General features: G+C 38.3%; 19 protein-coding genes. 7 read left to right on the top strand and 12 right to left on the bottom strand.

The window, feature by feature from the left end:
* Nucleotides 1–6 precede the first annotated feature (6 nt).
* The 8 genes from era to rpoZ all read right to left on the bottom strand — a co-directional run bounded on the left by era (nucleotide 7) and on the right by rpoZ (nucleotide 6,953).
* Nucleotides 7–912 carry a GTPase Era gene (gene era, locus NNJ73_RS09065; protein ID WP_254493777.1) on the bottom strand — a complete coding sequence of 302 codons (906 nt, stop codon included), beginning with the start codon at nucleotides 910–912 and terminating at the stop codon, nucleotides 7–9.
* The gene (gene rnc, locus NNJ73_RS09060) at nucleotides 905–1,612 is read right to left on the bottom strand and encodes a ribonuclease III (RefSeq protein ID WP_254493776.1); all 708 of its coding nucleotides are present in this window, start codon (nucleotides 1,610–1,612) and stop codon (nucleotides 905–907) included. The genes era and rnc overlap by 8 nt, the downstream gene beginning before the upstream one ends.
* Nucleotides 1,593–2,405, bottom strand: a complete 813-nt coding sequence (lepB, locus tag NNJ73_RS09055) for a signal peptidase I (RefSeq protein WP_254493775.1) — start codon at nucleotides 2,403–2,405, stop codon at nucleotides 1,593–1,595. Before lepB ends, rnc begins: the two co-directional genes overlap by 20 nt.
* 80 nt (nucleotides 2,406–2,485) lie before the next feature.
* On the bottom strand, nucleotides 2,486–2,887 hold the full coding sequence (gene acpS, locus NNJ73_RS09050; RefSeq protein ID WP_139413014.1) for a holo-ACP synthase: 402 nt from the start codon (nucleotides 2,885–2,887) through the stop codon (nucleotides 2,486–2,488).
* A gap of 20 nt (nucleotides 2,888–2,907) precedes the next feature.
* Nucleotides 2,908–3,498, bottom strand: coding sequence for a DUF2062 domain-containing protein (locus NNJ73_RS09045; RefSeq protein ID WP_254493774.1), 591 nt, complete (start codon nucleotides 3,496–3,498; stop codon nucleotides 2,908–2,910).
* 107 nt (nucleotides 3,499–3,605) lie between these two features.
* The gene (gene pyrE / locus NNJ73_RS09040; RefSeq protein ID WP_005773772.1) at nucleotides 3,606–4,184 is read right to left on the bottom strand and encodes an orotate phosphoribosyltransferase; all 579 of its coding nucleotides are present in this window, start codon (nucleotides 4,182–4,184) and stop codon (nucleotides 3,606–3,608) included.
* Between the two features lie 16 nt (nucleotides 4,185–4,200).
* The gene (locus NNJ73_RS09035; RefSeq protein WP_254493773.1) at nucleotides 4,201–6,423 is read right to left on the bottom strand and encodes a bifunctional (p)ppGpp synthetase/guanosine-3',5'-bis(diphosphate) 3'-pyrophosphohydrolase; all 2,223 of its coding nucleotides are present in this window, start codon (nucleotides 6,421–6,423) and stop codon (nucleotides 4,201–4,203) included.
* A 131-nt stretch (nucleotides 6,424–6,554) separates the two neighbouring features.
* On the bottom strand, nucleotides 6,555–6,953 hold the full coding sequence (gene rpoZ / locus NNJ73_RS09030) for a DNA-directed RNA polymerase subunit omega (protein ID WP_254493772.1): 399 nt from the start codon (nucleotides 6,951–6,953) through the stop codon (nucleotides 6,555–6,557).
* A gap of 565 nt (nucleotides 6,954–7,518) precedes the next feature.
* Here rpoZ and NNJ73_RS09025 point away from each other — a divergent pair.
* Nucleotides 7,519–8,187: a uracil-DNA glycosylase gene (locus tag NNJ73_RS09025; RefSeq protein WP_254493826.1), complete on the top strand. Its 669-nt coding sequence runs from the start codon at nucleotides 7,519–7,521 to the stop codon at nucleotides 8,185–8,187.
* Nucleotides 8,188–8,211: 24 nt separating this feature from the next.
* Here the strand turns inward: NNJ73_RS09025 and smpB are convergent, their stop codons facing one another.
* The gene (gene smpB / locus NNJ73_RS09020) at nucleotides 8,212–8,688 is read right to left on the bottom strand and encodes an SsrA-binding protein SmpB (RefSeq protein WP_254493771.1); all 477 of its coding nucleotides are present in this window, start codon (nucleotides 8,686–8,688) and stop codon (nucleotides 8,212–8,214) included.
* Nucleotides 8,689–8,706: 18 nt separating this feature from the next.
* Nucleotides 8,707–9,591 carry a 4-hydroxy-tetrahydrodipicolinate synthase gene (dapA, locus tag NNJ73_RS09015; RefSeq protein WP_254493770.1) on the bottom strand — a complete coding sequence of 295 codons (885 nt, stop codon included), beginning with the start codon at nucleotides 9,589–9,591 and terminating at the stop codon, nucleotides 8,707–8,709.
* Between the two features lie 252 nt (nucleotides 9,592–9,843).
* On the opposite strand from dapA, the gene NNJ73_RS09010 reads away from it, so the two are divergent.
* Entirely contained in the window at nucleotides 9,844–11,934 is a 2,091-nt protein-coding gene (locus NNJ73_RS09010; protein ID WP_254493769.1) for a lytic transglycosylase domain-containing protein, read from the top strand.
* A gap of 1,019 nt (nucleotides 11,935–12,953) precedes the next feature.
* Here NNJ73_RS09010 and NNJ73_RS09005 read toward each other — a convergent pair.
* Nucleotides 12,954–13,733: an energy transducer TonB gene (locus NNJ73_RS09005; RefSeq protein ID WP_254493768.1), complete on the bottom strand. Its 780-nt coding sequence runs from the start codon at nucleotides 13,731–13,733 to the stop codon at nucleotides 12,954–12,956.
* A 254-nt stretch (nucleotides 13,734–13,987) separates the two neighbouring features.
* On the opposite strand from NNJ73_RS09005, the gene NNJ73_RS09000 reads away from it, so the two are divergent.
* The 5 genes from NNJ73_RS09000 to NNJ73_RS08980 all read left to right on the top strand — a co-directional run bounded on the left by NNJ73_RS09000 (nucleotide 13,988) and on the right by NNJ73_RS08980 (nucleotide 20,321).
* A complete protein-coding gene (locus tag NNJ73_RS09000) occupies nucleotides 13,988–16,165 on the top strand; it encodes a TonB-dependent hemoglobin/transferrin/lactoferrin family receptor (RefSeq protein WP_254493767.1) in 2,178 nt (725 codons plus the stop codon).
* Nucleotides 16,166–16,430: 265 nt separating this feature from the next.
* Nucleotides 16,431–17,474: a hemin-degrading factor gene (locus tag NNJ73_RS08995; RefSeq protein ID WP_254493766.1), complete on the top strand. Its 1,044-nt coding sequence runs from the start codon at nucleotides 16,431–16,433 to the stop codon at nucleotides 17,472–17,474.
* An 11-nt stretch (nucleotides 17,475–17,485) separates the two neighbouring features.
* Complete coding sequence (locus NNJ73_RS08990; RefSeq protein ID WP_254493765.1) at nucleotides 17,486–18,391, top strand: hemin ABC transporter substrate-binding protein; 906 nt, start codon at nucleotides 17,486–17,488, stop codon at nucleotides 18,389–18,391.
* 20 nt (nucleotides 18,392–18,411) lie between these two features.
* Nucleotides 18,412–19,491, top strand: coding sequence for an iron ABC transporter permease (locus NNJ73_RS08985; RefSeq protein WP_254493764.1), 1,080 nt, complete (start codon nucleotides 18,412–18,414; stop codon nucleotides 19,489–19,491).
* Entirely contained in the window at nucleotides 19,488–20,321 is an 834-nt protein-coding gene (locus NNJ73_RS08980; RefSeq protein WP_254493763.1) for a heme ABC transporter ATP-binding protein, read from the top strand. Before NNJ73_RS08985 ends, NNJ73_RS08980 begins: the two co-directional genes overlap by 4 nt.
* Before the next feature lie 386 nt (nucleotides 20,322–20,707).
* On the opposite strand, the gene NNJ73_RS08975 is transcribed toward NNJ73_RS08980, so the two are convergent.
* Complete coding sequence (locus tag NNJ73_RS08975) at nucleotides 20,708–21,682, bottom strand: phage tail protein (protein WP_254493762.1); 975 nt, start codon at nucleotides 21,680–21,682, stop codon at nucleotides 20,708–20,710.
* Nucleotides 21,683–22,035: the final 353 nt, after the last annotated feature.

The following is a 22,035-nucleotide window of genomic DNA, read 5'->3' as shown; positions in this document are numbered from 1 at the left end:
TTTTCATTATTTTAAAAAATCCAATCCCATTTCGCGATAACGTTCTGGATCGGTATCCCAGTTATTACGCACTTTCACAAAGAGAAAAAGATGAACCTTTTGATCCATAATTTCCATAAGCTCCTTGCGTGCTGCTTGACCAATCGTTTTAATTGTATCGCCTTTTGCTCCTAAAACAATTTTCTTCTGACTCTCACGCTCTACATAAATAACTTGATTAATTTTAACGGAACCATCTGAACGCTCTTCAAAGCTTTCTGTTTCAACCGTTGAGGAATAAGGAAGCTCATCATGAAGACGAAGAAAAAGTTTTTCACGCGTAATTTCAGCAGCAAGATGACGCATGGGCATATCGGAAATTTGATCTTCCGGATAATACCATGGCCCCTCCTGCATCATGTTACTCAACGCATGAAGTAAATCCTTGCAACCAGAACCATTTAGAGCAGAAATCATAAATGTTTGCGCAAACTTTACACGTTCATTTATTTGAGTGGTTAACGCTAAAAGAGATGATTTAACAACTGTATCAACCTTATTGAGAACAAGAACTTTTTCTTGTTTCATAGTGTTTACACTCTCTAACATCATCTCAACTTCATCCGAAAGACCACTTTGAGCGTCAATTAAAATGAGCAGAACATCAGCGCTCTTAGCCCCTCCCCAAGCAGCAGAGACCATGGCACGTTCTAACCGCTTATGGGGACGAAAAACACCCGGAGTATCGACCAACACAATTTGCACATTATCATGAATAACAATACCACGGATTAAAGTTCGTGTTGTTTGTACCTTATGCGTTACAATTGAAACCTTTGTTCCGACCAATTGATTAACCAATGTCGATTTACCGGCATTAGGCATACCGATAAGCACGACAAACCCAGAACGCGTTTTCATAACGTCACTCATGATCGCTTTTTCCTACGTTTTTCCATACTCCCTCTCGTCGCAAAATTTTTTCAGCGGCCATTCTTTCAGCATATCGTTTAGAGCTCCCCTGCCCAATCTCTGAAGCAAAACCTGAAATACTAACCTCTACCATAAAAACAGGATCGTGATCTGGACCTGAACGTTTGATTACCTGATAATGTGGCTGTGCATTGCCTTGGATATGCGCCCATTCTTGTAATTCTGTCTTAGCATCACGTCGAGCTGCATTCATTTTCTTTGCCCGACTTTGCCAATATTTTTGAATAAAAGGACGAACGCTTTCCAATCCTCCATCAAGATACATAACAGCAATCAAAGCCTCTACGACATCTGCATGCATATTGATGAGTCGACGCCCTTCAAAATTTCTCATCTCAAAACCAACTTGGATCATATCAGGTAGCCTCATTTCACGTGCAATATCAGCACATGTCTGCGCATTAACCAGATGATTCAAACGGACTGATAATTCACCTTCACTTGCTTTCGGGAAAAGTTGATACAGCATCTCTGCAATCAAAAGTCCTAGAACCCGATCTCCTAAAAATTCTAATCGTTCATAATTCCCTTGTTCCGAATCTTGCACACTCGCGTGTGTTAATGCTCTTTTTAATTTCTCTTCATCTTTAAAACGATGCCCCGTCAGCTTGCAAAGCTGATCAATCACGAGACGTTTCATCGTTTTTTCCTTGTTTGATAAGCGGCAAATCATGAACCTTATTTATAAAAGAAAACAAACGTTTCCAACGTACATCAAATGGCCAGCGCCAAATCTGCCAAGCACTTGAACCGTTACTGATAGAAAAGAAAATCACGCTCGCGCGACCAATAAGATTTTCTTCTGGAACATAGCCTACATCCAAACGACTATCATCTGAATTGTCACGGTTATCTCCCATCATAAAATAATGCCCCTGAGGAACCTCAAAGACTTTCGTATCATCAACTTTTGGGATGAAAGCTAAATCAAGCGTATCGTAGCGAACACCATTCGGCAATGTCTCGCGATAGACCTCAACAGGATAGTTCACTTCCGTTATATCAGAATTATCAATCTCTCCCATAAAGTGACGTGAAACAGCCTCATCATTAATATAAAGAACACTTTGACGAACTTGTATACGATCACCTGGCAGCCCAACAACGCGTTTTATATAATCGATCTTTGGATTACTTGGTAAACGAAAAACGACCACATCTCCCCGTTGAGGTTGAGACGCCCAAATACGTCCAGAAAAAAGGGGCGGTGAAAAAGGAATGGAAAAATGAGAATACCCATATGCATACTTAGAAACAAAGAGATAATCCCCCACAAGCAAAGTAGGACGCATGGAACCGGAAGGAATACTAAAAGGCTGGAAAAAAAGTGTCCGAATAAACGCTGCTAAAAGCAGAGCCTGTGTTAAAACAGAAATTAATTCAAGAACCCCACCTTTTTTTTCTTTTTTATGCACTTTATCTTTTTGGACCATCACCAACTGCCTTCCCATCACAAATATAACTTTTTTTCATCATAATATTCAAATAACAAAAGCACAATCTCTCACGCCATCTATCCACGTGGAAGTGCTTCAATAATAACAAATGCCTGCGCCCAAGGGAAATCATCTGTTATACTGAGATGAATAACCGCCTCATGATGAGGAGGTAATAGCTTTTGAAGTTGCCCTTGCGCACGATTTGTTAATTGCATGATTGGTTTCCCAGAGGGCAGATTAACCACCCCCATGTCTTTCCAATTGATACCACAAGCGATTCCCGTCCCTAAAGCTTTAGCACACGCTTCTTTAGCGGCAAATCTTTTCGCATAAGAAGAAGATTTCTTTTTGAGATTTTCGGACCTATTCCTTTCAATATCCGTAAAAATGCGCTGGATAAAACGCTCGCCATAACGAACCAACATTCTCTCAATACGTCGTATATCAACCAAATCATTTCCAAGACCAACAATCATAAGATATTATCCGATCTTTCTTACGATGAACGCTTCTTTAAACGCCTTTTTTTTATAATCTTTTGATATCGCTTTTGTTTAAAACGAACCGTTGCTCTGTAAACACCTATATAAGATAAACCACCAAAAACAACACCTAAAAGAGTTCCTCCTAAAATCATAGGACTCATAATTGTATCCCATGCCCCTTTAAAAAGGAGAGAGAGATTTGACACTGTCAAACCGTTAAAAAGAGAACGAATTTGAGAAAGAGAGATCTCATTGACATCGCTAAAAAGCGATAAACAAAAATACCCTACTTTATAATCAGCCATGACAATCAATAAAAATGTGAGTGGATTAGAAAAAACCGTCCCAATGATTGCAGCCGCAAAGTTTGCACGCAAAATCCAAGAAAAAAATATTGCCAAGATAATATGCACCCCGAAGACAGGAGAACAGGCTAAAAAAATACCAATAGAAAACCCTAGTGCAACCTCGTGCGGTGTTGCTGATATACGCAAAATACGTTTATAGATGTAAGAAAATGAGCGGGAAAATGAACGACGCGGCCATAACCAAAGTCGAATACGCGTTACAAGATCTACTGGTTCTCGACGACGAAAAAGCATATGACTCTCAATATACATCTTTTGATGATAAAATAATCTATATCATCCAAATTAATTTTTTTAAGTTTTTGCATAAAAAAAAATAGAAAGACAATTAAATATTTCGACTAAATGTTTCGACTGCCTGGTTTAATCGCTGGAAGAGCAGAAAGATCTGCAGGAAGTTCATCACTCGCATAAGAAGCGATCTCATATTCAGCTAGCGCAATCAACGGAACGCCAACATCAACCTTACCACCAGAACGATCAAGGATGCATGCACTTGCCAAGACCTCTGCTCCTGCTGCCGCCAACGCCTCAACGGTCTCACGAATAGAAAGACCCGTTGTCACAATATCTTCAACAATAACAACCCGCGCACCCTTCTTGATTTCAAAGCGACGCAATTCAAAGACGCCATTGACACGCTCTACCCAAAGAGAAGGAACACCAAGGTGACGTGAAGTCTCATAGGAAGGAATAAGACCACCAATTGCGGGACCAACAACATAATCAATTTGTTCCTTGATAGATTCTTTGATTTTTTCAGCCAATCCACGACAGAGCTTTTCCGTCAAATCAGCATGCATAAACACTTTTGCCTTTTGCATATAAGTTGCACTATGGCGTCCCGATGTTAAAATAAAATGCCCTTCTAGAATAGCATCTGCTTGTTTAAAAATATCAATGACATCTTGTGTATTCATTGTAAAATCTTCCTTGTTATCCATGAACCCGACGTACTGTACTAACTGAATCTGCCTTTTTTAACTGAGAAAAAATACGATTCAAATGTTTTAAATCCCAAACTTCCAAATCAATCATCATTTCTGTAAAGTCTGGTGCTGTTCGGATTAAAGATAAATTTTGAATATTGGCATCGTTAGCAGAAATTATTTGCGTAATTTCAGCTAACGAACCAGGACTATTGACAATCAAAATATTTATTCGTGCAGGAAAACGTTCATTCATTTGGGCATCAATATCCCAGCGGACATCAATCCATCGTTCTGGCTGATCATCATAGGCCATCAAAGCCGAAGACTGAATTGGATAAATAACAATCCCAGCGCCTGGTTGCATAATACCAACAATCCGATCCCCAGGCACTGCTCCTTCTGGTGAAAAACGGACGGGTATATCTCCACGGGTTCCTCGAATAGGTAAGGCTTTAGATTGTTGATTCTCAACCATCGTATCCTTTTCATTTTCCGGAACTTTAAAAATCATCCCTTGAGCATTTTCAATATTGAACCACCCTTCTTCCCCAGGCTTAAAAGATGACTTTTGTACCACACGCTCTTGATAATCAGGATAAACCGCTTTAATCACATCAGCGGAAAATAACTCTCCACGCCCAACAGCAGCCAAGACATCCTCTACATCTTTACGTGCCAAACGTGGCAAAACTTTCTTTAAAATATCTTTTGAAAATTGTTTTCCCATATATTCAAATGAACGCTCAAGAATACGATATCCTAAGCCTGAATATTGCTTACGCACCGCTGCTCTGCTTGCGCGTCGAATAGCTGAACGTGCTTTACCTGTGACAACGAGAAATTCCCACGCAGCTGGCGGAATTTGAGCGTGTGAACGGATAATATCAACTTCATCACCATTTTTTAATTTAGTCATTAAAGGCATAATACGGCCATTGATTTTTACGCCCACACAAGAATCGCCGATATCTGTATGAACGGCATAAGCAAAATCAATAGGTGTCGCGCCTTTAGGAAAAGCAATTAATCGACCTTTTGGCGTAAAACAAAAAACTTGATCTTGAAAAAGCTCAAGTTTTGTATGTTCTAAAAATTCTTCCGGATTATCTCCATCAGATAAAGATTGTATCGTTTGACGTAACCATGCATAGGCATTCGTTTCGCTTGATAACTTCGAAGTCGAATAATTGGAACCCTGCTCTTTATATATGGAATGGGCAGCAACCCCATATTCAGCAACTTCATTCATGGCAGCCGTTCTAATTTGCAATTCAACGCGTTGTCTCGAAGGTCCCACAATGGTTGTGTGAATAGAACGATAATCATTTTGCTTTGGTATGGAGATATAATCTTTAAAACGACCAGGAACCATCGGCCAAGTCGTATGAATGACACCAAGAGCACGATAACAATCATTCACGGATTCAACAATCACACGAAATCCAAAAATATCCGATAACTGTTCAAAAGATAATGCTTTACTTTCCATTTTGCGAAAAACGGAATAGGATTTTTTCTGACGGCTTTTAACATCTGCTTTAATGCCATTTTCCAAAAAAAGTTTTGTCAATTCATTTTCAATTGTGGAAAGCAAATCACGATTACGCTTTGATAATTCAGAAAGTCGATTGGTAATCGTACGATGGCCTTCTGGATTTAAATAAAAGAAAGAGAGATCCTCTAATTCCTCGCGCATATCCTGCATCCCCATACGGCCTGCAAGTGGCGCATAAATATCCATTGTCTCCTCAGCAATTCTTCGACGCTTATCATCGCGCATAACACCAAGGGTACGCATATTATGAAGGCGGTCTGCAAGTTTAACTAAAAGAACACGGACATCATCAGAAATGGCAATAAGAAGTTTACGAAGATTTTCTGCCTGTACAGCTTTCTTTGATACAAGATCAAGCTTATTAAGCTTTGTAAGCCCCTCAACCAACTTCCCGATTTCAGAACCAAAAAGCTGATCAATTTCTGCTCGTGTAGCACTTGTATCTTCAATTGTATCATGCAAAAGAGCAACAGCAATCGTCGCCTCATCCAACCGCATATCCGTTAAAATAGCAGCAACTTCCAAAGGATGAGAAAAATAAAGATCACCTGAAGCACGCTTTTGATGTGCATGCTTTTTCATTGCATAATCATAAGCTCTGTTTAAAAGAGCCTCATCTACGTCAGACTTGTAACGTTGAACACGCCCAACAAGCTCACACTGACGCATCATACGAGCATATCCTTTATCTTTTCACACCCCTACTCACCCTTATTGAACACGCCTTATCAATAAAGGACAAGAAAAATAACCGCTCCTTATATGACAATCTATCTTCACTCCTGTAATATCAACCGCCGTAATTAATAGTCATCACTTTTTTCTGGAACGACCAAACCTTCAATCCCCGCTAAAAGCTCTTCTTCTGACATATGATCAAATGAAGTTCCTTCTTCTTGCGATGATGTATTAAAAACACTTTCAGCTTCACTTGAATGGGTGATAAATTCACTTGCCATTTCTGGCTCATCTACTTCCACATGCTTTTGTAGCGAATGAATAAGATCTTCTTTTAAATCAGCAGGCGACAACGTTTCTTCTGCTATTTCACGCAAAGCAACAACTGGATTTTTATCATTATCACGATCGACTGTAATTTGCGCTCCTTGTGAAATCTGACGCGCCCGATGACCTGCTAAAAGTACCAATTCAAAGCGGTTATCAACTTTATCAATACAATCTTCTACCGTTACGCGGGCCATTTATGCCTCTTTCTCAAATAAAAAAATTTAATAGTGGATTAGGAGAGTATATACAATAATCAAAATAAAACACAAGAAAAACAACACACGCTTTCATATTTTTTGCTTAAAGAACTTACTTGAGAAAATTCTTGGAAACTTTATAAAAAAATGTATATCCTATTCATGCTTGTTATCAAAGCTGCGCTTCAAACAATTCCAATAGATTAGATTTGAGCAAAGGAAGGTGTTTCTTGACAAAATATCTCTTTGAGGTCTTTATTCTTTTAACAGAAAAACCAGCTCTTAACAATCCTTTCTAATAACAACAATCTTATGCATACTTTTTATGATACTATATTTATGAAAGACGGAATTTTTTCTTTAAACATTATATATATTGTACTCTTATTCATCGAATGAATTACGGAAAGATTGCCTTTCGTTCCATCATTATTAGCCATAAGTTCATATTAAAATTTCTTCTAAAACAGTTTATTGATATTTTGGATTTTTTATCAAAACATGATCCATCATATACGCCATAAAAGACTTAAAAGAATAAAAACAATTGATGCCTAACGTCATGAACAGCCCATTAACATCGCTTTGCCCAGAGCCCCCAAAAAATTGCAATTTATGCCCTAGGCTCCATCAGTTTATCGCTGACTGGCGTGTGAAAGAACCAAGTTGGCATAACGCACCGGTCCGCCCTTTCTTTCCCTATAAAGGAGCAGACACAACGCGTCTTCTCATTGTTGGTCTTGCTCCTGGATTACGCGGAGCCAATCGAACTGGACGTCCATTTACGGGTGATTATGCTGGGCACTTACTTTATTCTACTTTGAAAAAATTCGGATTTGCCCGAGGAACTTTTGAAGAAAGAGCAGATGATACTCTTGAACTGATTGATGCTGCAATCGTTAACTCTGTTCGTTGTGTTCCACCAGAAAACAAACCCACCGGTGCGGAAATTAATACGTGCCGCTCTTTTTTTTCGCCTCTTTTAACAAATCTTCCCAAACTTAAAGTCGTTATTACCTTAGGTACCATTGCACACCATTCAACCGTACGCGCTCTTAATGCAAAAGTTTTAGCGCATCCTTTTGGACATGGCACAATCAATAACATTGGTAGATTACGCATCTTTTCCAGCTATCACTGTTCTCGTTATAATACGAATACAGGCCGCTTGACAGACGCTATGTTTCACCAAATTTTTCAAGAGGCAAAAACATACTTAGATCAATGCTAAATCAATAAAGCATATCCAAGCTGATCATCCATATCTTTTTAAAAGTCTTGCTTTTTCACGTCCCCAATCACGTTTTTTTTCCGTTTCGCGCTTATCATGAAGTTTTTTTCCACGGGCTAGAGCAATCTCTAACTTAACGCGCCCACATTCATTAAAATAAAGTTTGAGAGGAACAAGTGTCATTCCCTCACGGGATGTTGCATTAAAAAAACGTGCCATCTCACGTTTTGAAAGTAATAATTTACGCAAACGTCGCGGCTCATGATTAAAACGATTAGCCTGCGTATATTCAGGAATATAGCTGTTGACTAACCATAATTCCCCATTTTCAAAACTGGCATAGCTTTCAGCAATATTAGCATGATTAGAACGTAAAGACTTTACTTCCGCTCCTTGAAGAACAAGACCCGCCTCAAGATTATTCAGAATTTCAAAATTAAAACGTGCTTTACGATTGTCAGCAATTATTTTTCGCACAGACGCGTTCTTTTTTTTATTCATGGCTTTGTCAATATCATTTTATGCTTTTAAAAGACCCGCATGACTAAGAGCTGCATCAATAACCTTCTTGGTGCTCTGTGTTAATGGAACAATCGGAGAACGCACAGTTTCACCACAAAACCCTAATTTTGCAGCAGCATATTTAATCCCTGCAGGGCTAGGTTCAATAAACACAGCTCGATTGAGAGGCATGAGGCGATCATTTAATTCCCGTGCTGTTTTATAATCCCCATGAAAACAAGCGGCTTGAAGCTCTGCACACAGTTTTGGAGCAACATTGGAGGAAACTGAAATACATCCGACACCTCCATGGGCATTAAAACCTAATGCTGTACAATCATCACCAGAAAGCTGCACAAAATCTTTGCCACATTTTTCACCTTGTTCACTCACGCGCTCAATTCTGCTCGTTGCATCCTTAATACCAATGATATTGTTAAAGTCTTGATAAAGGTCTCTCATCGTTTCCACAGCCATATCAATAACAGAACGACCCGGAATATTATAAATTATAATCGGGATAGAAACAGCTTTGGCAATGGAAGAAAAATGCTTATATAAACCAGACTGATTAGGTCTATTATAATAGGGTGTAACAACCAAAACGGCATCTGCACCAGCTTTTTGCGCGTGTTGTGCGAGCTCTATAGCCTCACTTGTGCTATTGGATCCTGCTCCAGCAACAACAGGAACACGCTTTGCGACCTGCTCAACACACAATGCTATAATTCGCTTATGTTCTTCATGACTTAAAGTTGCTGATTCACCTGTCGTCCCAACAGGGCTTACACCGTTAATCCCTTGTGTGATTTGCCATTCAACAAAATCACAAAACGCTTTCTCATCAATTGCACCCTTCTGATCAAATGGTGTAATAAGCGCAGTTATAGCTCCCTTGAGCATGATCAACTCCCTATAATGTTCGCTTTTATTTTTTTAATAATCGCCTTTATAAATTTTAAATAGAGCATAATCTTGCTCTATCATCGAAGCAAGATGAATTTCAAAAAAAGCCTTCATAAGATCAACATATTCTTCCTTAGATTTTGAACATTTCTTTAAAATAAGCCGTCTGTATTAACGTGTTTTTCATGCTTGTATTCTATAAAGCCTTAGGTTTTTTTACAAAAAGCAAGGTCTCAAGGTCTTTTCTCTATGCGTGTATTTTCCACCTCTCTTTTCGTAGCAACCTTTACTACACTTATATTGGCAATAAGAATTTTATTTTCAAATGCCTATGCACAAACACCTCTTTTACATGGGAAAGCACCAATCCCTTTGGCACGCCCTACCGCCCTTACTGTCAAACAAACAGCTCAACCTCTTCAACAAAGACACACGACATCGCACAATACTGCGACACTCAAACAACTAAAAGCTGGGCTAGATGCCCTTGCAAACAATAATATTGCAAAAACAATAAGTCTTCGTAATTCACTGGAAAAACATAGCCTTGATCGTTATATTTTAACATGGGCGCTGGGGCTATCAAACCAAGATAATATACCAAGTTCTGAAATATATAATGCCATCAACATGCTAAAAGGATGGCCCGGTATAGAAACGATGCAACGCAATGCTGAGCGTGCTTTTCTTAACGAAACCAATGTCACACACGCCATTATCCAAAAATTTTCTCATCATCCCCCTCTTACAGCACAAGGTATGGCTCTCTTCGCTAAAGCACTTATTGCGATGGGGCAAACCACTCGTGCTCAACATGTTCTTGCACCGTGGTGGCATAAAACACCGCTTAATGCAAAAGAAGAAGTGTTCGTTCTTAAAAGTGCAAGTGCTGCCTTAAAACCTATAGATCATTTAAAACGCATGCAGTTCATGCTGTATACACATCGTTTTGATTCAGCATCACGCGTTGCAAAATTAGCCCATGCTCAATCTCTTTTTGATGCTTTTGTAGCTGTTGAAAAAAATGATCCTAGAGCAACACAAAGATTACGCGCTGTCGAGAGAATATGGAAAAAAGATCCTCTCTTCCAGTTTGCTCGAATGCGCCACCTTCGGCGAACAGAGCAATATGATGCAGCCGCAACACTTATGATGAAAACAACAAAAGATGCCTTCCATCTTATGAACCCTCATTCTTTGTGGAAAGAGCAACGCGCCCTTTCTCGCGAAATGCTCGATTTAAACAAACCCAAAATGGCTTATCAACTCGTTGCGATGCACACTGGCATGACATCTGCATTAGCCGTCGATGCTGAGTTTCATGCAGGATGGTATGCACTACGATTTCTTCATAACCCTAAATTAGCCATGCAGCATTTTTCACGTATTCCTCAACTTTCTTCTTTACCTTTTTCTGCATCACGTGGATATTACTGGATGGGACGAACAGCAGAAACGCTAGGAGAACATAAAAATGCTCAGCACTACTTTCATCGCGCAGCGCATTTTGGTGCAACTTATTATGGTCAATTAGCCGCTGCACGACTCAACCAAAAAAGGCTTAACATTGTCTTTCCTAAACCAACAAATGCTGAGCGACAACATTTTAGTGCACGAAAAGCTATCAAAGCAATTCAACGTCTTGAAGAAGCTGGCTATACTGATTTTGCTAAAATTTTTTATAGAGAACTCGGAAAAAAAATAGAAAGCCCCGGTGAATTAGCTCTTCTGGCTGTTATGGCAGAAAAAAATGGTGACTATTATACCAGCCTCAAAATCGGAAAAATGGCTGCTTTTCAGGGTAAAAATGTCGGGGCACTTTCTCATCCTCTGGGAGCTATACCGGCTTCTGCTCATATTTCTGTAGAAGAAAAATCGCTTATCTATGCCATTGCACGCCAAGAAAGCGAATTTAATCCAACAGCTATATCAAAAGCAGGTGCACAAGGGATCCTCCAATTGCTTCCTACAACAGCAAAAGCACTAGCAAAAAAATACGCAATCGCATGGTCTCCTAAAAAATTCGGCAGTGATGCTCATTATAATGCAACATTAGGGGCCCATTTTCTCAATGAACAATTGGAACGTTTTAATGGATCCTATATCTTAACGCTTATTGGCTATAATGCGGGGCCCCGCCGAGTCAATGAATGGATAAAACGTTATGGCGACCCTCGAGAACAATCTCTCGATAACGTCATTGATTGGATTGAGCGCATTCCTTATACAGAAACACGGAATTACGTGATGCGCGTCATGGAAAATTATGGCGTCTACAAAGCAAGACTCACTGGGAAAATAGATATAAAAACCGACCTGCTTTCTGGTCGATGGAAATAATATACCTTAACCTTTCCAAATACTCGTACATTCTTAAGAGGATTTTTATTTCTCCCTAAAAGAGTATCGATATACAGACTCACTTGTAACGTGCAAGCTCAGTGATTTTAATAGATTCAGTATCAATAGAGCTGAAATAGGAAAATCCTACGCTATTCTGGGCTCTCATTCCAAATATAAATAATGATCATTATAAATCATCATGTTGCGCAAATAGTTCATTTCTTCTCAATGCATAAACGATAATATTATAGAGATTATCAATATAAGAAGAGTGAAACGAATAGCGTATCCTTTTATTGTTACTTATTCATCAACATTCAAATCTTGTACAATAGCATGTTTTGAAAGTGTTTTTTCTGCTTGCAATATTTCTATACCCCATAGAGGTGCGTTATAACTATACCTGTTTGAATCATCTCTAAAGAAAAAGTATAGACTCATTGAGTAAGACAACCTTAAAGATAAAAAATATCCTCCTGCACCTTCCCTTTTCATTCAGCTTTACGTCTTTCAAACATATTAATATTTTAGGAATGAAGGTGAAACTTTACCTTTTATTTTTCTCATTTTTATGTATAAGCCCATATCCTTCGCACAAAACAGAATATCTAGCCCAAATAGTATGTATTTCTTATGCCTATTTTTGATTTAAAAAGGCATTTTGTAATGTTTCTAAGTTCACATTTCACAACGATGAACCTGAAAAGTGCTTATGAAAATCTTCTCATGAATGGTATATCGATTAGATATATTGCTTTTAATGAGATAAAAGCGATAGCCTTATCATCCCCTCATGCCCAATATTGCAACAGCCCTTTCATGTTAGAGTATTCATAAGAAATATGTTCATTCCTAAAACTTTTTATCTATGTTCTCTCCTGTGTCGTCTTTAAGCGAATGATTTTGATTGATTCAACGTCAAAAAGATCTAGAAAAAACTATATTTCATTCAAATTATAAAATGATGAGTAATCATTCTAAACCAATATATTATCTAAACAGAGCTCCCCATAAAATCAGCTAAATATTAAGGATACTCTAATCGTTTTATTCACTTTTGATGGTGGAGGGGGAGGAAAAGAACCAATACGTTGAAGGGCTGCCATAGCCAATCGATCAAGTTCCGGATCTCCGGCAGAAACGACGACACGGCTAGAAAAAATATTCCCCTGCTCATGCACCCTAAATTCTAACTTCACCATTCCTTTTGCTCTACTGGTACGCTGTCCTACAACATAATTTTTTTGCTTTTCTAATTGCGACTGTACCTTTGCTAACCACTCCATTAACACCATATTTTCAAGCCCTGCGGTACTGCCGCTCTGTCTAGCGGTAGATGAGCGCGCAACCTTTACAGATGACTGCTTTACAACTGTCTTTGGTTTTGTTTTTTTTTCAAATATTTTATCTTCTACTTTTTGAGGAAGAGATTCTTCCAAAGATTTTACTGTAAAATCATCTTTTTCGACAGTATGCTGGAGCTTTTCCGGTTGAATTTCATCCGCCGTTTCCAATATCTCTGGCTCTTGCTCAGCAAGATCCGGCTGTAATAATTCTGATTTTGTGCTAACATTTGATAAATCTGTATTATGATCTGGATTCGAGGAATCTCTATCAGCATCCATATATACACTCTCTTGAGCAAGAGTTAGCATAACCGTCGATGAGAGCATACCGTTACTGACACCAGTCTTTCGAAAATAAAACTGTGCTCCCAATACTATATGTAAAGAAAGAGCGCCAACAAATGCACCAATCCAAAGAGTTGATAACTGCCTCGTATTTGCAAAGTTCATCGTTTCTTCCGCCGCTATTCTAAATGCAATATTGGTCTTTCATCTCATTAAAACAAGCTATTTGGAAATTGCAACTTTTTTCTTGACTGATTTTATCATGTTTAATATGGTTCCTCTGTGATTTTATATTGTTAAATCATTCCTGCTTGGTTGGCTAACTTTTGATAGGGTTAAGTCAAGTGTTTTTACGGGCATTTATATGTAAAGTTTCAAGCTTAGAGAGGGGATGTTTTTAAAAAAGGTTATAATGTGTTATGCGAATAAGACGAGAAAATATCCATAAAAGCTGTGTGATTTTAGGTGTGTTGTCGGTCTGTATACCTTCATTTGTTTTTGCACAAAACAGTGATAAGAATGTCGTGACTGAACTCAAACCAATCCTTATTAAAGGAAAAAAAATAGAAGACGCTTCAAATTCAATAACCATTCTAACTGATCGTAAAACCAATAAGAATATTGATGAAAAACAAATCACTGATGTTTATGATGTGAGTCGTCTTAATCCTTCTGTCTCCTATAACTCAGAAAATAACAGTTTTGTTGTTCGTGGTTTAGATGCAAACCGTGTTCTTACGACAATGGATGGTATTTCTCTTCCATGGTTTAATGATATATTCCGTGGTGGTGGCGGAAACACAACTTTTGATTTTAATGCTCTTTCTACATTTGACACTATTCAAGGATCAGATTCTAGTCTTTATGGTTCTGGTGCCCTAGGGGGAATAATTGCACTGCGGACCCTTAATCCTGAAGACCTTATCGTGGAAGGAAAAAATTGGGGAAGCCTTATAAAAGGTGGTTATCACTCTGTTGATAATAGCTGGCGCATCGATCAAGCTTTTGCTGTGCGCAATTACCGAACATTTTTACTTTTCCAAGGATCTTATGTAGAAGGTCATGAACGCAAAAACATGGGAACCGTGGAAGGATATGGAGAACGCACGCGTAAAAACCCCTCTCACTTTGACAAAAATAACTTGCTTTTTAAAATTCATCAATATTTGAGTGATAATCACCGGCTTGGTTTGACCGCAGAACGTTTTGGTCATAATCGTAATACACATGCATTAGATTCGTCTAAAAGATATGCTCCAGGTTCCGTTTATGAGCGGGATAATAACCTTCGTGAGCGCTTTTCTCTTTCTTATAATTATAATGGTAATGGCGATGCGGTTCTTGATGCGTTTAATGGGCTGCTTTATTGGCAAAGGCAATCAAGTCGTCACGTTATGACTGGCGTTCGTGTTGCAGCTCCCAAAGGCGATTATCTGAGAGATAATTTTTTGCGTAATATCAATTATGGTTTCAATGCTGATGCTCTAAAAAAAGTGGATTTTGGTACTGTTAGCCATATGTTGAAGTTTGCGACAAATGTTTCATCATCTAAATTTCATCACTATTTGTTAGGTAAAGATAATTGTCATATAAAAGAATACGCGCGAGGATGCCTTTTTGTTCCTGCTAATCGATCAGATTCACCAGATACAAATGGTTACAATTTAGGTTTTGTTTTTGAAGATGAAATTGGTTTGGTTGATAACCGTTTTCGTATAACCCCGGGAGTCCGGTACGATTGGTACAAATATGTTCCTCAGAAAACATCTTCTTATGAGAAAGCTCTGATTTCTGATAAATTCCCTCCAGAAAGAAGCGGCTCACGCTTTTCTCCTAAATTGCGCATGGAATGGGATGTTCGGGATCAAGTGACACTCTATGCTCAGTGGGCGCAAGCTTTTCGTGCGCCACGTATTTCAGAGCTTTATGTCTCTTATATCAAACCTTCTGCTTATTACGTGAAAGGAAATCCTGATCTTCAACCAGAAACAAGCAATGGCTATGATGTTGGTCTACGGTATGGAAATGCAAATTTCGGTGCTTCCTTCAATGCCTTTATCAACCAATATAAGAATTTCATAGATACTGAGGATAGAGGGCCATCAGAAGAATTCAAATTTGCGCGTCGGCATTACATGAATCGTTTCCGTGTGCAAATTTTTGGTGTTGAAACAAAAGCACATTTAGTTCTTAAAAATGGTTTTCATGGCTCTGTTGCTCTTGCTTATTCACAAGGAAAAGATCTTGATAAAAAAGAGTATCTTAACTCAATTCCTCCTTTGAAAGCCGTTATCGGATTAGGATATGCAAAAGAGGTTTGGGGAAGCGATATTGCCCTTACTTTAGCAGCCAAACGTGACAAAGTAGCTAAAGAATCTGATTACCAAAAAATTCCAGGATATCATGTCGTTGATATGACAGGGTGGTGGAAACCATTCGGTGAAACAGGACCTATCTTGAGAGCCGGTGTTTATAATCTTTTCAATACAAAATATTGGAATGCATCAGAACTTCCTTCAAGTAAGAGTTCAACACCGAAGGATTATTATAGCCAGCCTGGTCGTAACTTTAAAGTGTCGTTCGTACAAAAATTTTAGTCACTTCTATTAACGATTAGCTCAATAAAATCATATCGATAAAAGGATTAGTTATTGTGTTTCTATTTTCAACATCTTTAAAATTACAAGGATTTGATAGAAAAACTTTAATTCTTTCTGTTTTATCATTTTTTGATTGTTCGGCTGTTGGCGATAGAACATTATTTTGTGATAGATTAAATTCTTAAAAGAATTTAATCTATTGCCTTGGGATTGTAAAATTTGAAAGTTCGTTTTTGAATTAAGTAACATAAAGGTAAAGTCCATGGCACAGACAGCTGAAATGATTCTTCGTTTGCGTGAAGAAAAAAAAGAAATGCGAAACCGCGATTTTGCGGTTTCGATTGGTATATCTGAAGCAGAACTTATTGCCGCCTATTGTACCGTTGGAAAGGCAAAAAGATTACAAGCTGATGTTGCTACTCTCTTGGAAAGTGCTCCTCGGCTTGGAACGGTCATGGTCTTAACACGCAACGAGCATGCCGTTCACGAAATAACAGGACGTTTTGAAAAAATTGTTCAAAATGAACATATTCCTATCACACTTGGTGAAATTGATTTGCGTATTTTTGCAAAACAATGGAAGTTCGGTTTTGAATATGATGTCATTATCCTTGGAAAGCCTGCAAAAAGTCTACAATTCTTTGATGAGCATGGCGTTGCTATTTTAAAAGTCTATTCTAAAGATATGACCAACATGGAAGAGTGGAATAAACTTGTTGAAAAGCTCCTTCTTGAAGATCAATCCTCTGTTCTTGACATTCTTCCCGTTTCTCTTCCAGTTCAATGTGACATAACAGAATTGGATATTGAGAATTTTCGGGATCGTTGGCGTAAAATGACAGATGTACACCAACTTCACGAAATTATTTCCGAATTTAAAATTAATCGGCATCATGCTGTAAAATATGCTGGAAATGAATTTGCCGATGAATTACAGGCAGATGCTGTTGAAATAATGCTTACCCAAGTTGCAAAACAAGAACTGCCTATTATGTGTTTTGTTGGTAATAAGGGGTGTATTCAAATTTTTAGTGGAACTGTAAAAAATATTAAGCAAATGGGACCTTGGCTTAATGTTCTTGATCCAGGGTTTGACCTCCACTTACTTACGTCTGGGATTGCTAGTGTATGGCATGTTCGCAAACCTACCCGTGATGGTTATGTCAGTTCACTTGAAGTTTTCGATAAAAATGATGGTATGATTGTTCAATTTTTTGGCTTGCGTAAAGAAGGTCAAAAAGAGCGTGAGGATTGGCGTGCTTTATTGAAGTCTCTTCCTCCTTATCAAGAATTAGTCGTCGCTTAGAAAGATAAAATATGCTTATACTTCTTTTGCGTAGACACTTCAGTTTTTTTCTTCTTTTTATACTGCTTTCTCTTAGCTTTTTTTCTCAACGTGTCATTGCTGAACCTACCACACATTTTTCTGAAAATGCACGGATTGTTTCCATTGGCGGTTCTCTGACGGAAATTATTTATGCATTAGGCGCACAAGATCAACTCGTTGCCCGCGATAGTACAAGCGTTTATCCTAAAGAAGCCCTCAAACTTCCTGTGCTTGGCTACATGCGTGCTCTTTCACCTGAAGGTGTTCTGTCTCTTGCTCCAGAAGGTATCTTGCTCGTTGAAGGAAGTGGGCCTCCTTCAACAATTGAAATTCTCAAAAAAACATCAATCCCTATCGTGATCATACCAGAAAACTATTCTCGAGAAAGTGTCATAGAAAAAATTCGCCTCGTTGGAAAAGCTATCCATCGTGAAGCACAAGCCGCTGCATTAATTCAAAAAGTAAGCCGTAATTTTGTAGACAATGATGCTCTTTTGGCAAAAGTAACGAAACCAAAGCGTGTCCTTTTCATTTTATCCGTACAAAATGGGCGCGTTATGGCATCTGGAACAGATACAGCGGCTGATGGTATCATAAAACTTTCAGGGGCTATCAATGCCATTACCGATTATAAAGGGTATAAACTTCTCAATAACGAAGCGTTACTAAAAGCAGATCCTGATGCTATTTTGCTTATAACACATAGTGGAAAATCTATTAATCTTGAAAAGCTTTTAGCTATACCAGCAATTCAAGCAACAACCGCTGCCAAAAATCATGCTATTAAACAAATGGATGCTATGTACCTTTTAGGATTTGGTCCACGCACTGCGGATGCATCAAGAGAGCTTATTCATATGCTTTATGGTACAAACCAAAACGATAAAAACGGATAAAATTGGTAGAGAAGCTGTCCATGGTTTATGCGCCTGAAACAGAAAAACATAAAAAAATAAAGCGCGAAAATTTGAGAAAAATACTCTTATTCGGTCTCATAATATTCCTCATCTTTAGTATTTTAAGCGGACTTTTAAATGGCGCTTCAAATGCTTCATTCTTTGATTTTCTTTATAGCCTGTTTACGCAAGAATTTTCTGTCAGTAGAAAAACACGCGATTATCTCATATTTATTGATATAAGGCTTCCTCGTGTTATCTTAGGGCTATTAATCGGAGCAGCTTTGGCTGTCTCGGGTGTTCTGATGCAAGGACTTTTCCGTAATCCTCTTGCAGATCCTGGAATCGTAGGTGTATCAGCAGGAGCCGGTCTTGGCGCTGTTTTAGCCATTGTTGTAGGTTTTGCCTTTCCTATTTCATTTGCACCTTTTCTAGAGCCGTACAAAGTTATCATAGGCGCTTTTTTGGGGGGGCTTTTATCAACGATTGTTCTCTACATAATAGCAACACATCATAGCTTTACCTCTATTGCAACCATGTTGCTTGCCGGTATTGCCCTTGGAGCCTTAAGCAGTGCAGTTGTTGGAACGTTGATTTTTATCGCAAATGACCAGCAATTACGCGATATCACTTTTTGGAGTCTTGGCTCTCTTGCGGGTGCGACATGGCTGAAAGTATGGCTTGTTCTCCCTTTCATCTTTGTTGGTCTTCTTTTAGCCCCCTTTTTATCACGAGCACTGAATGCTCTTGCGCTTGGTGAAGCCGTTGCTGGTCATATTGGCTTCCCAGTTCAGCGCGTTAAAAATATTGCTATTCCCCTTGTCGCTCTTATGTGTGGAAGTGCTGTTGCTGTCAGTGGTGGTATTGGTTTTATTGGGATTATTGTTCCTCATATTTTACGTCAGCTCATTGGTCCTGATCACCGCTATCTCATTCCTTATTCTGCTCTCTTGGGAGCCGCATTACTTATTTTTGCTGATACGTTTGCACGCTTAATTGTTGCCCCCGCAGAATTGCCAATTGGAATTGTAACAGCACTTTTTGGGGCTCCCTTCTTCCTGTGGATCCTTATATGCAAACGAGGAACAGACTTTTCATGATTGAAGCGGTAAATATTTGCGTTCAGCGCGGGAAGAAACAGATTCTTAACCACATTAATCTTCAAGCTAAAAGTGGCGCTTTTACCATCATTATCGGTCCCAACGGATCAGGGAAAAGTACTTTCGTCAAAGCATTAAGTGGAGAAATTCCTTACAGTGGGAAAATAACCTTAAATGGTTATGATGTACGCCAAACAAAGACTTATGAAATGGCAAAAATGCGAGCTGTTTTACCACAATCAACAACACTCGTATTTCCATTCTTAGTCCATGAAGTTGTAGGGCTTGGCCTTTCTGTAAACCAAATTACCATTGCCAAAGCCGAATTACACAATCTTATCCAGGAAGCTTTAGAACGCGTTGATCTTTCTGATTACGGCAACCTGTATTATCATCAATTATCAGGTGGAGAACAAGCGCGTGTACAACTTGCGCGTGTTCTTTGCCAAATCTGGAAACCCATTTATAATGGAGTTCCTCGTTGGATGATATTAGATGAACCTATTGCTAGCCTCGATATTCAACATCAAATTATCGTTATGGACATTGCAAAACAATTTGCCCATTCTGGTGGTGGCGTTCTTGCTGTTCTTCACGATCTCAATCTCGCAGCACATTATGCAGATAACATGATCTTGCTCAAGAAGGGTGAGATTTATTGCGAAGGAAATGCCTCTGCCGTTTTGACAACACAAAATCTCCGCAATGTTTATCATTGTTCCTTAAACGTTTCTGAATTACCTAAAGAAGATATCCCATTTATACTCCCTCAAACAGCATCCTCCTGTGAAGTTAGATCTCAAAGCTATCGGCTTCAATCTAAAAATTAAAATCCATGAAAAAAATAAAATACGAAAAGATCCAAGAGTCTGTTTTATTTTTAAATGAACCCTTTTCTCTAAATCCATAGAAGATTTATTTGTGATTTCAGTGGCATTATTTTTTTCATAACGCATGTGTTTTAGCTGTTTTTATCAATAGATAAATACTGATTTATAATGATCATTTACCTCCCTCTATAGCCAATAAGAAGATCAAATATGATCATATTTTTCACTTTTCTTCCTCTATTTTAAAAATTGTTTTTTTGACTCTCTTAAGTATCATATAAACCGTATAGAGGTTTCCTCTTTAAATATATAAAAAATAACGCGGAATTACTCCGCGTTAATAAAATTTATCAAATGTATATAGATTCTGTATTTCCCAATCATACTCATGATTTTATAGCATAAACGACTGTTGTATTAACAGGGCGCGTTTCAGCCTCACCCGTATGGGCAAGAGTTACCTTGTGTGTATGAGCACCAGCAGAACCTGTTGTTCCTTGAAAGGAAGCATCATAGGTATAACATTTCGGTATTCTCCCATTAATACCATTTAACCATCTAACGCCTTTATACTGAAAATTGTGTGTATGCTCACCTGATTCTTCAATGGTTCCAATATGTGTATGTGATTTTATGCTATCTTGTTGTTCATCTGCAAATTTTCTATCACCATCTAAACCCCGACCATCATCAAAGCCACGTAAAAACATGCCTCTAAAGTCTGGAACTTTAAAAGTTGTATCACTGTCTTTTCCCCATTTATCCCCTATTGCCTTGAATAACTGCGGATAATCTTTGCGCTTATAGACCTTACCATCACATAAAAGCCAACCGGTTGGTATTTCTTGCATAGCAAATGTCGCAATAAATCCAGTAGGAAAACTTTCTATCTTTGGTGGTGTAGGATTTAATAAATACCAACCATCTCGACCTTCCGTTGAAATATTGCCATTATATACCATTTCATAAATACCGTTTGTTTGTAGCTCTCCCCCTTCTAACGGTATAACACCTGTATTCGTCGCTTTATAAATAGGCTTTTCTTCCATGCTATTAACTTTTATTGTCGTCTTGCCAACATTCACGCCATGGGCCTTAAAACGTATGATGATATCATTGTTGTATTTCTTTATCGGTGAAACTGTCTTTAAGGTAATTAATGTTGTTTTATCTTCCGCATTGATTATAAAGCCTGAATCGATAGATCCACCATTATCTGCAAGATATTCACGCACGCGCTGCATCATCGCCCTTGCACTATCATTGACAGAACTAGGCGGCTGGCCTTCTGACCAATTAATAATATTATCTGTATGAGCATTTTCATCAGCCTTTAACGACCAATCGTAAATATTAGACATTATAAATCCCCCATTATTTTCATTGTTTTTCTAATAATTTCTCGTTCTGTGCTTTAAAATGTGTCCATCGCATTGGTACATCATAGCCACTGACCATCCGTATTTTACGCATTCTTTCTCTCTTTACTCCTTTCAATTTAATAAGCTGATTTCATCAGACTTTTTTCATAATATCCGTCTTAATGCTTCCACTTCTCATGTGTAATGTAGCACCTCATCTGATGTTATTTGGTATCTTGTTTTGTTGCTTTGCTATCGTTATACAGTTGTATTTTTAAATCTTGTATCTTGTTGCAAAATTTTACAAATACCGTTCAAACTTTTTCTTACTGTGGATTTCATATAACCATTAT

Origin of the sequence: Bartonella sp. B1099 (assembly GCF_944801835.1) — a bacterium.
In the GTDB taxonomy this organism is placed as follows: domain Bacteria; phylum Pseudomonadota; class Alphaproteobacteria; order Rhizobiales; family Rhizobiaceae; genus Bartonella.
Note: the sequence above shows the minus strand (reverse complement) of the source record. Positions and strands in the feature narration are given on the sequence as shown.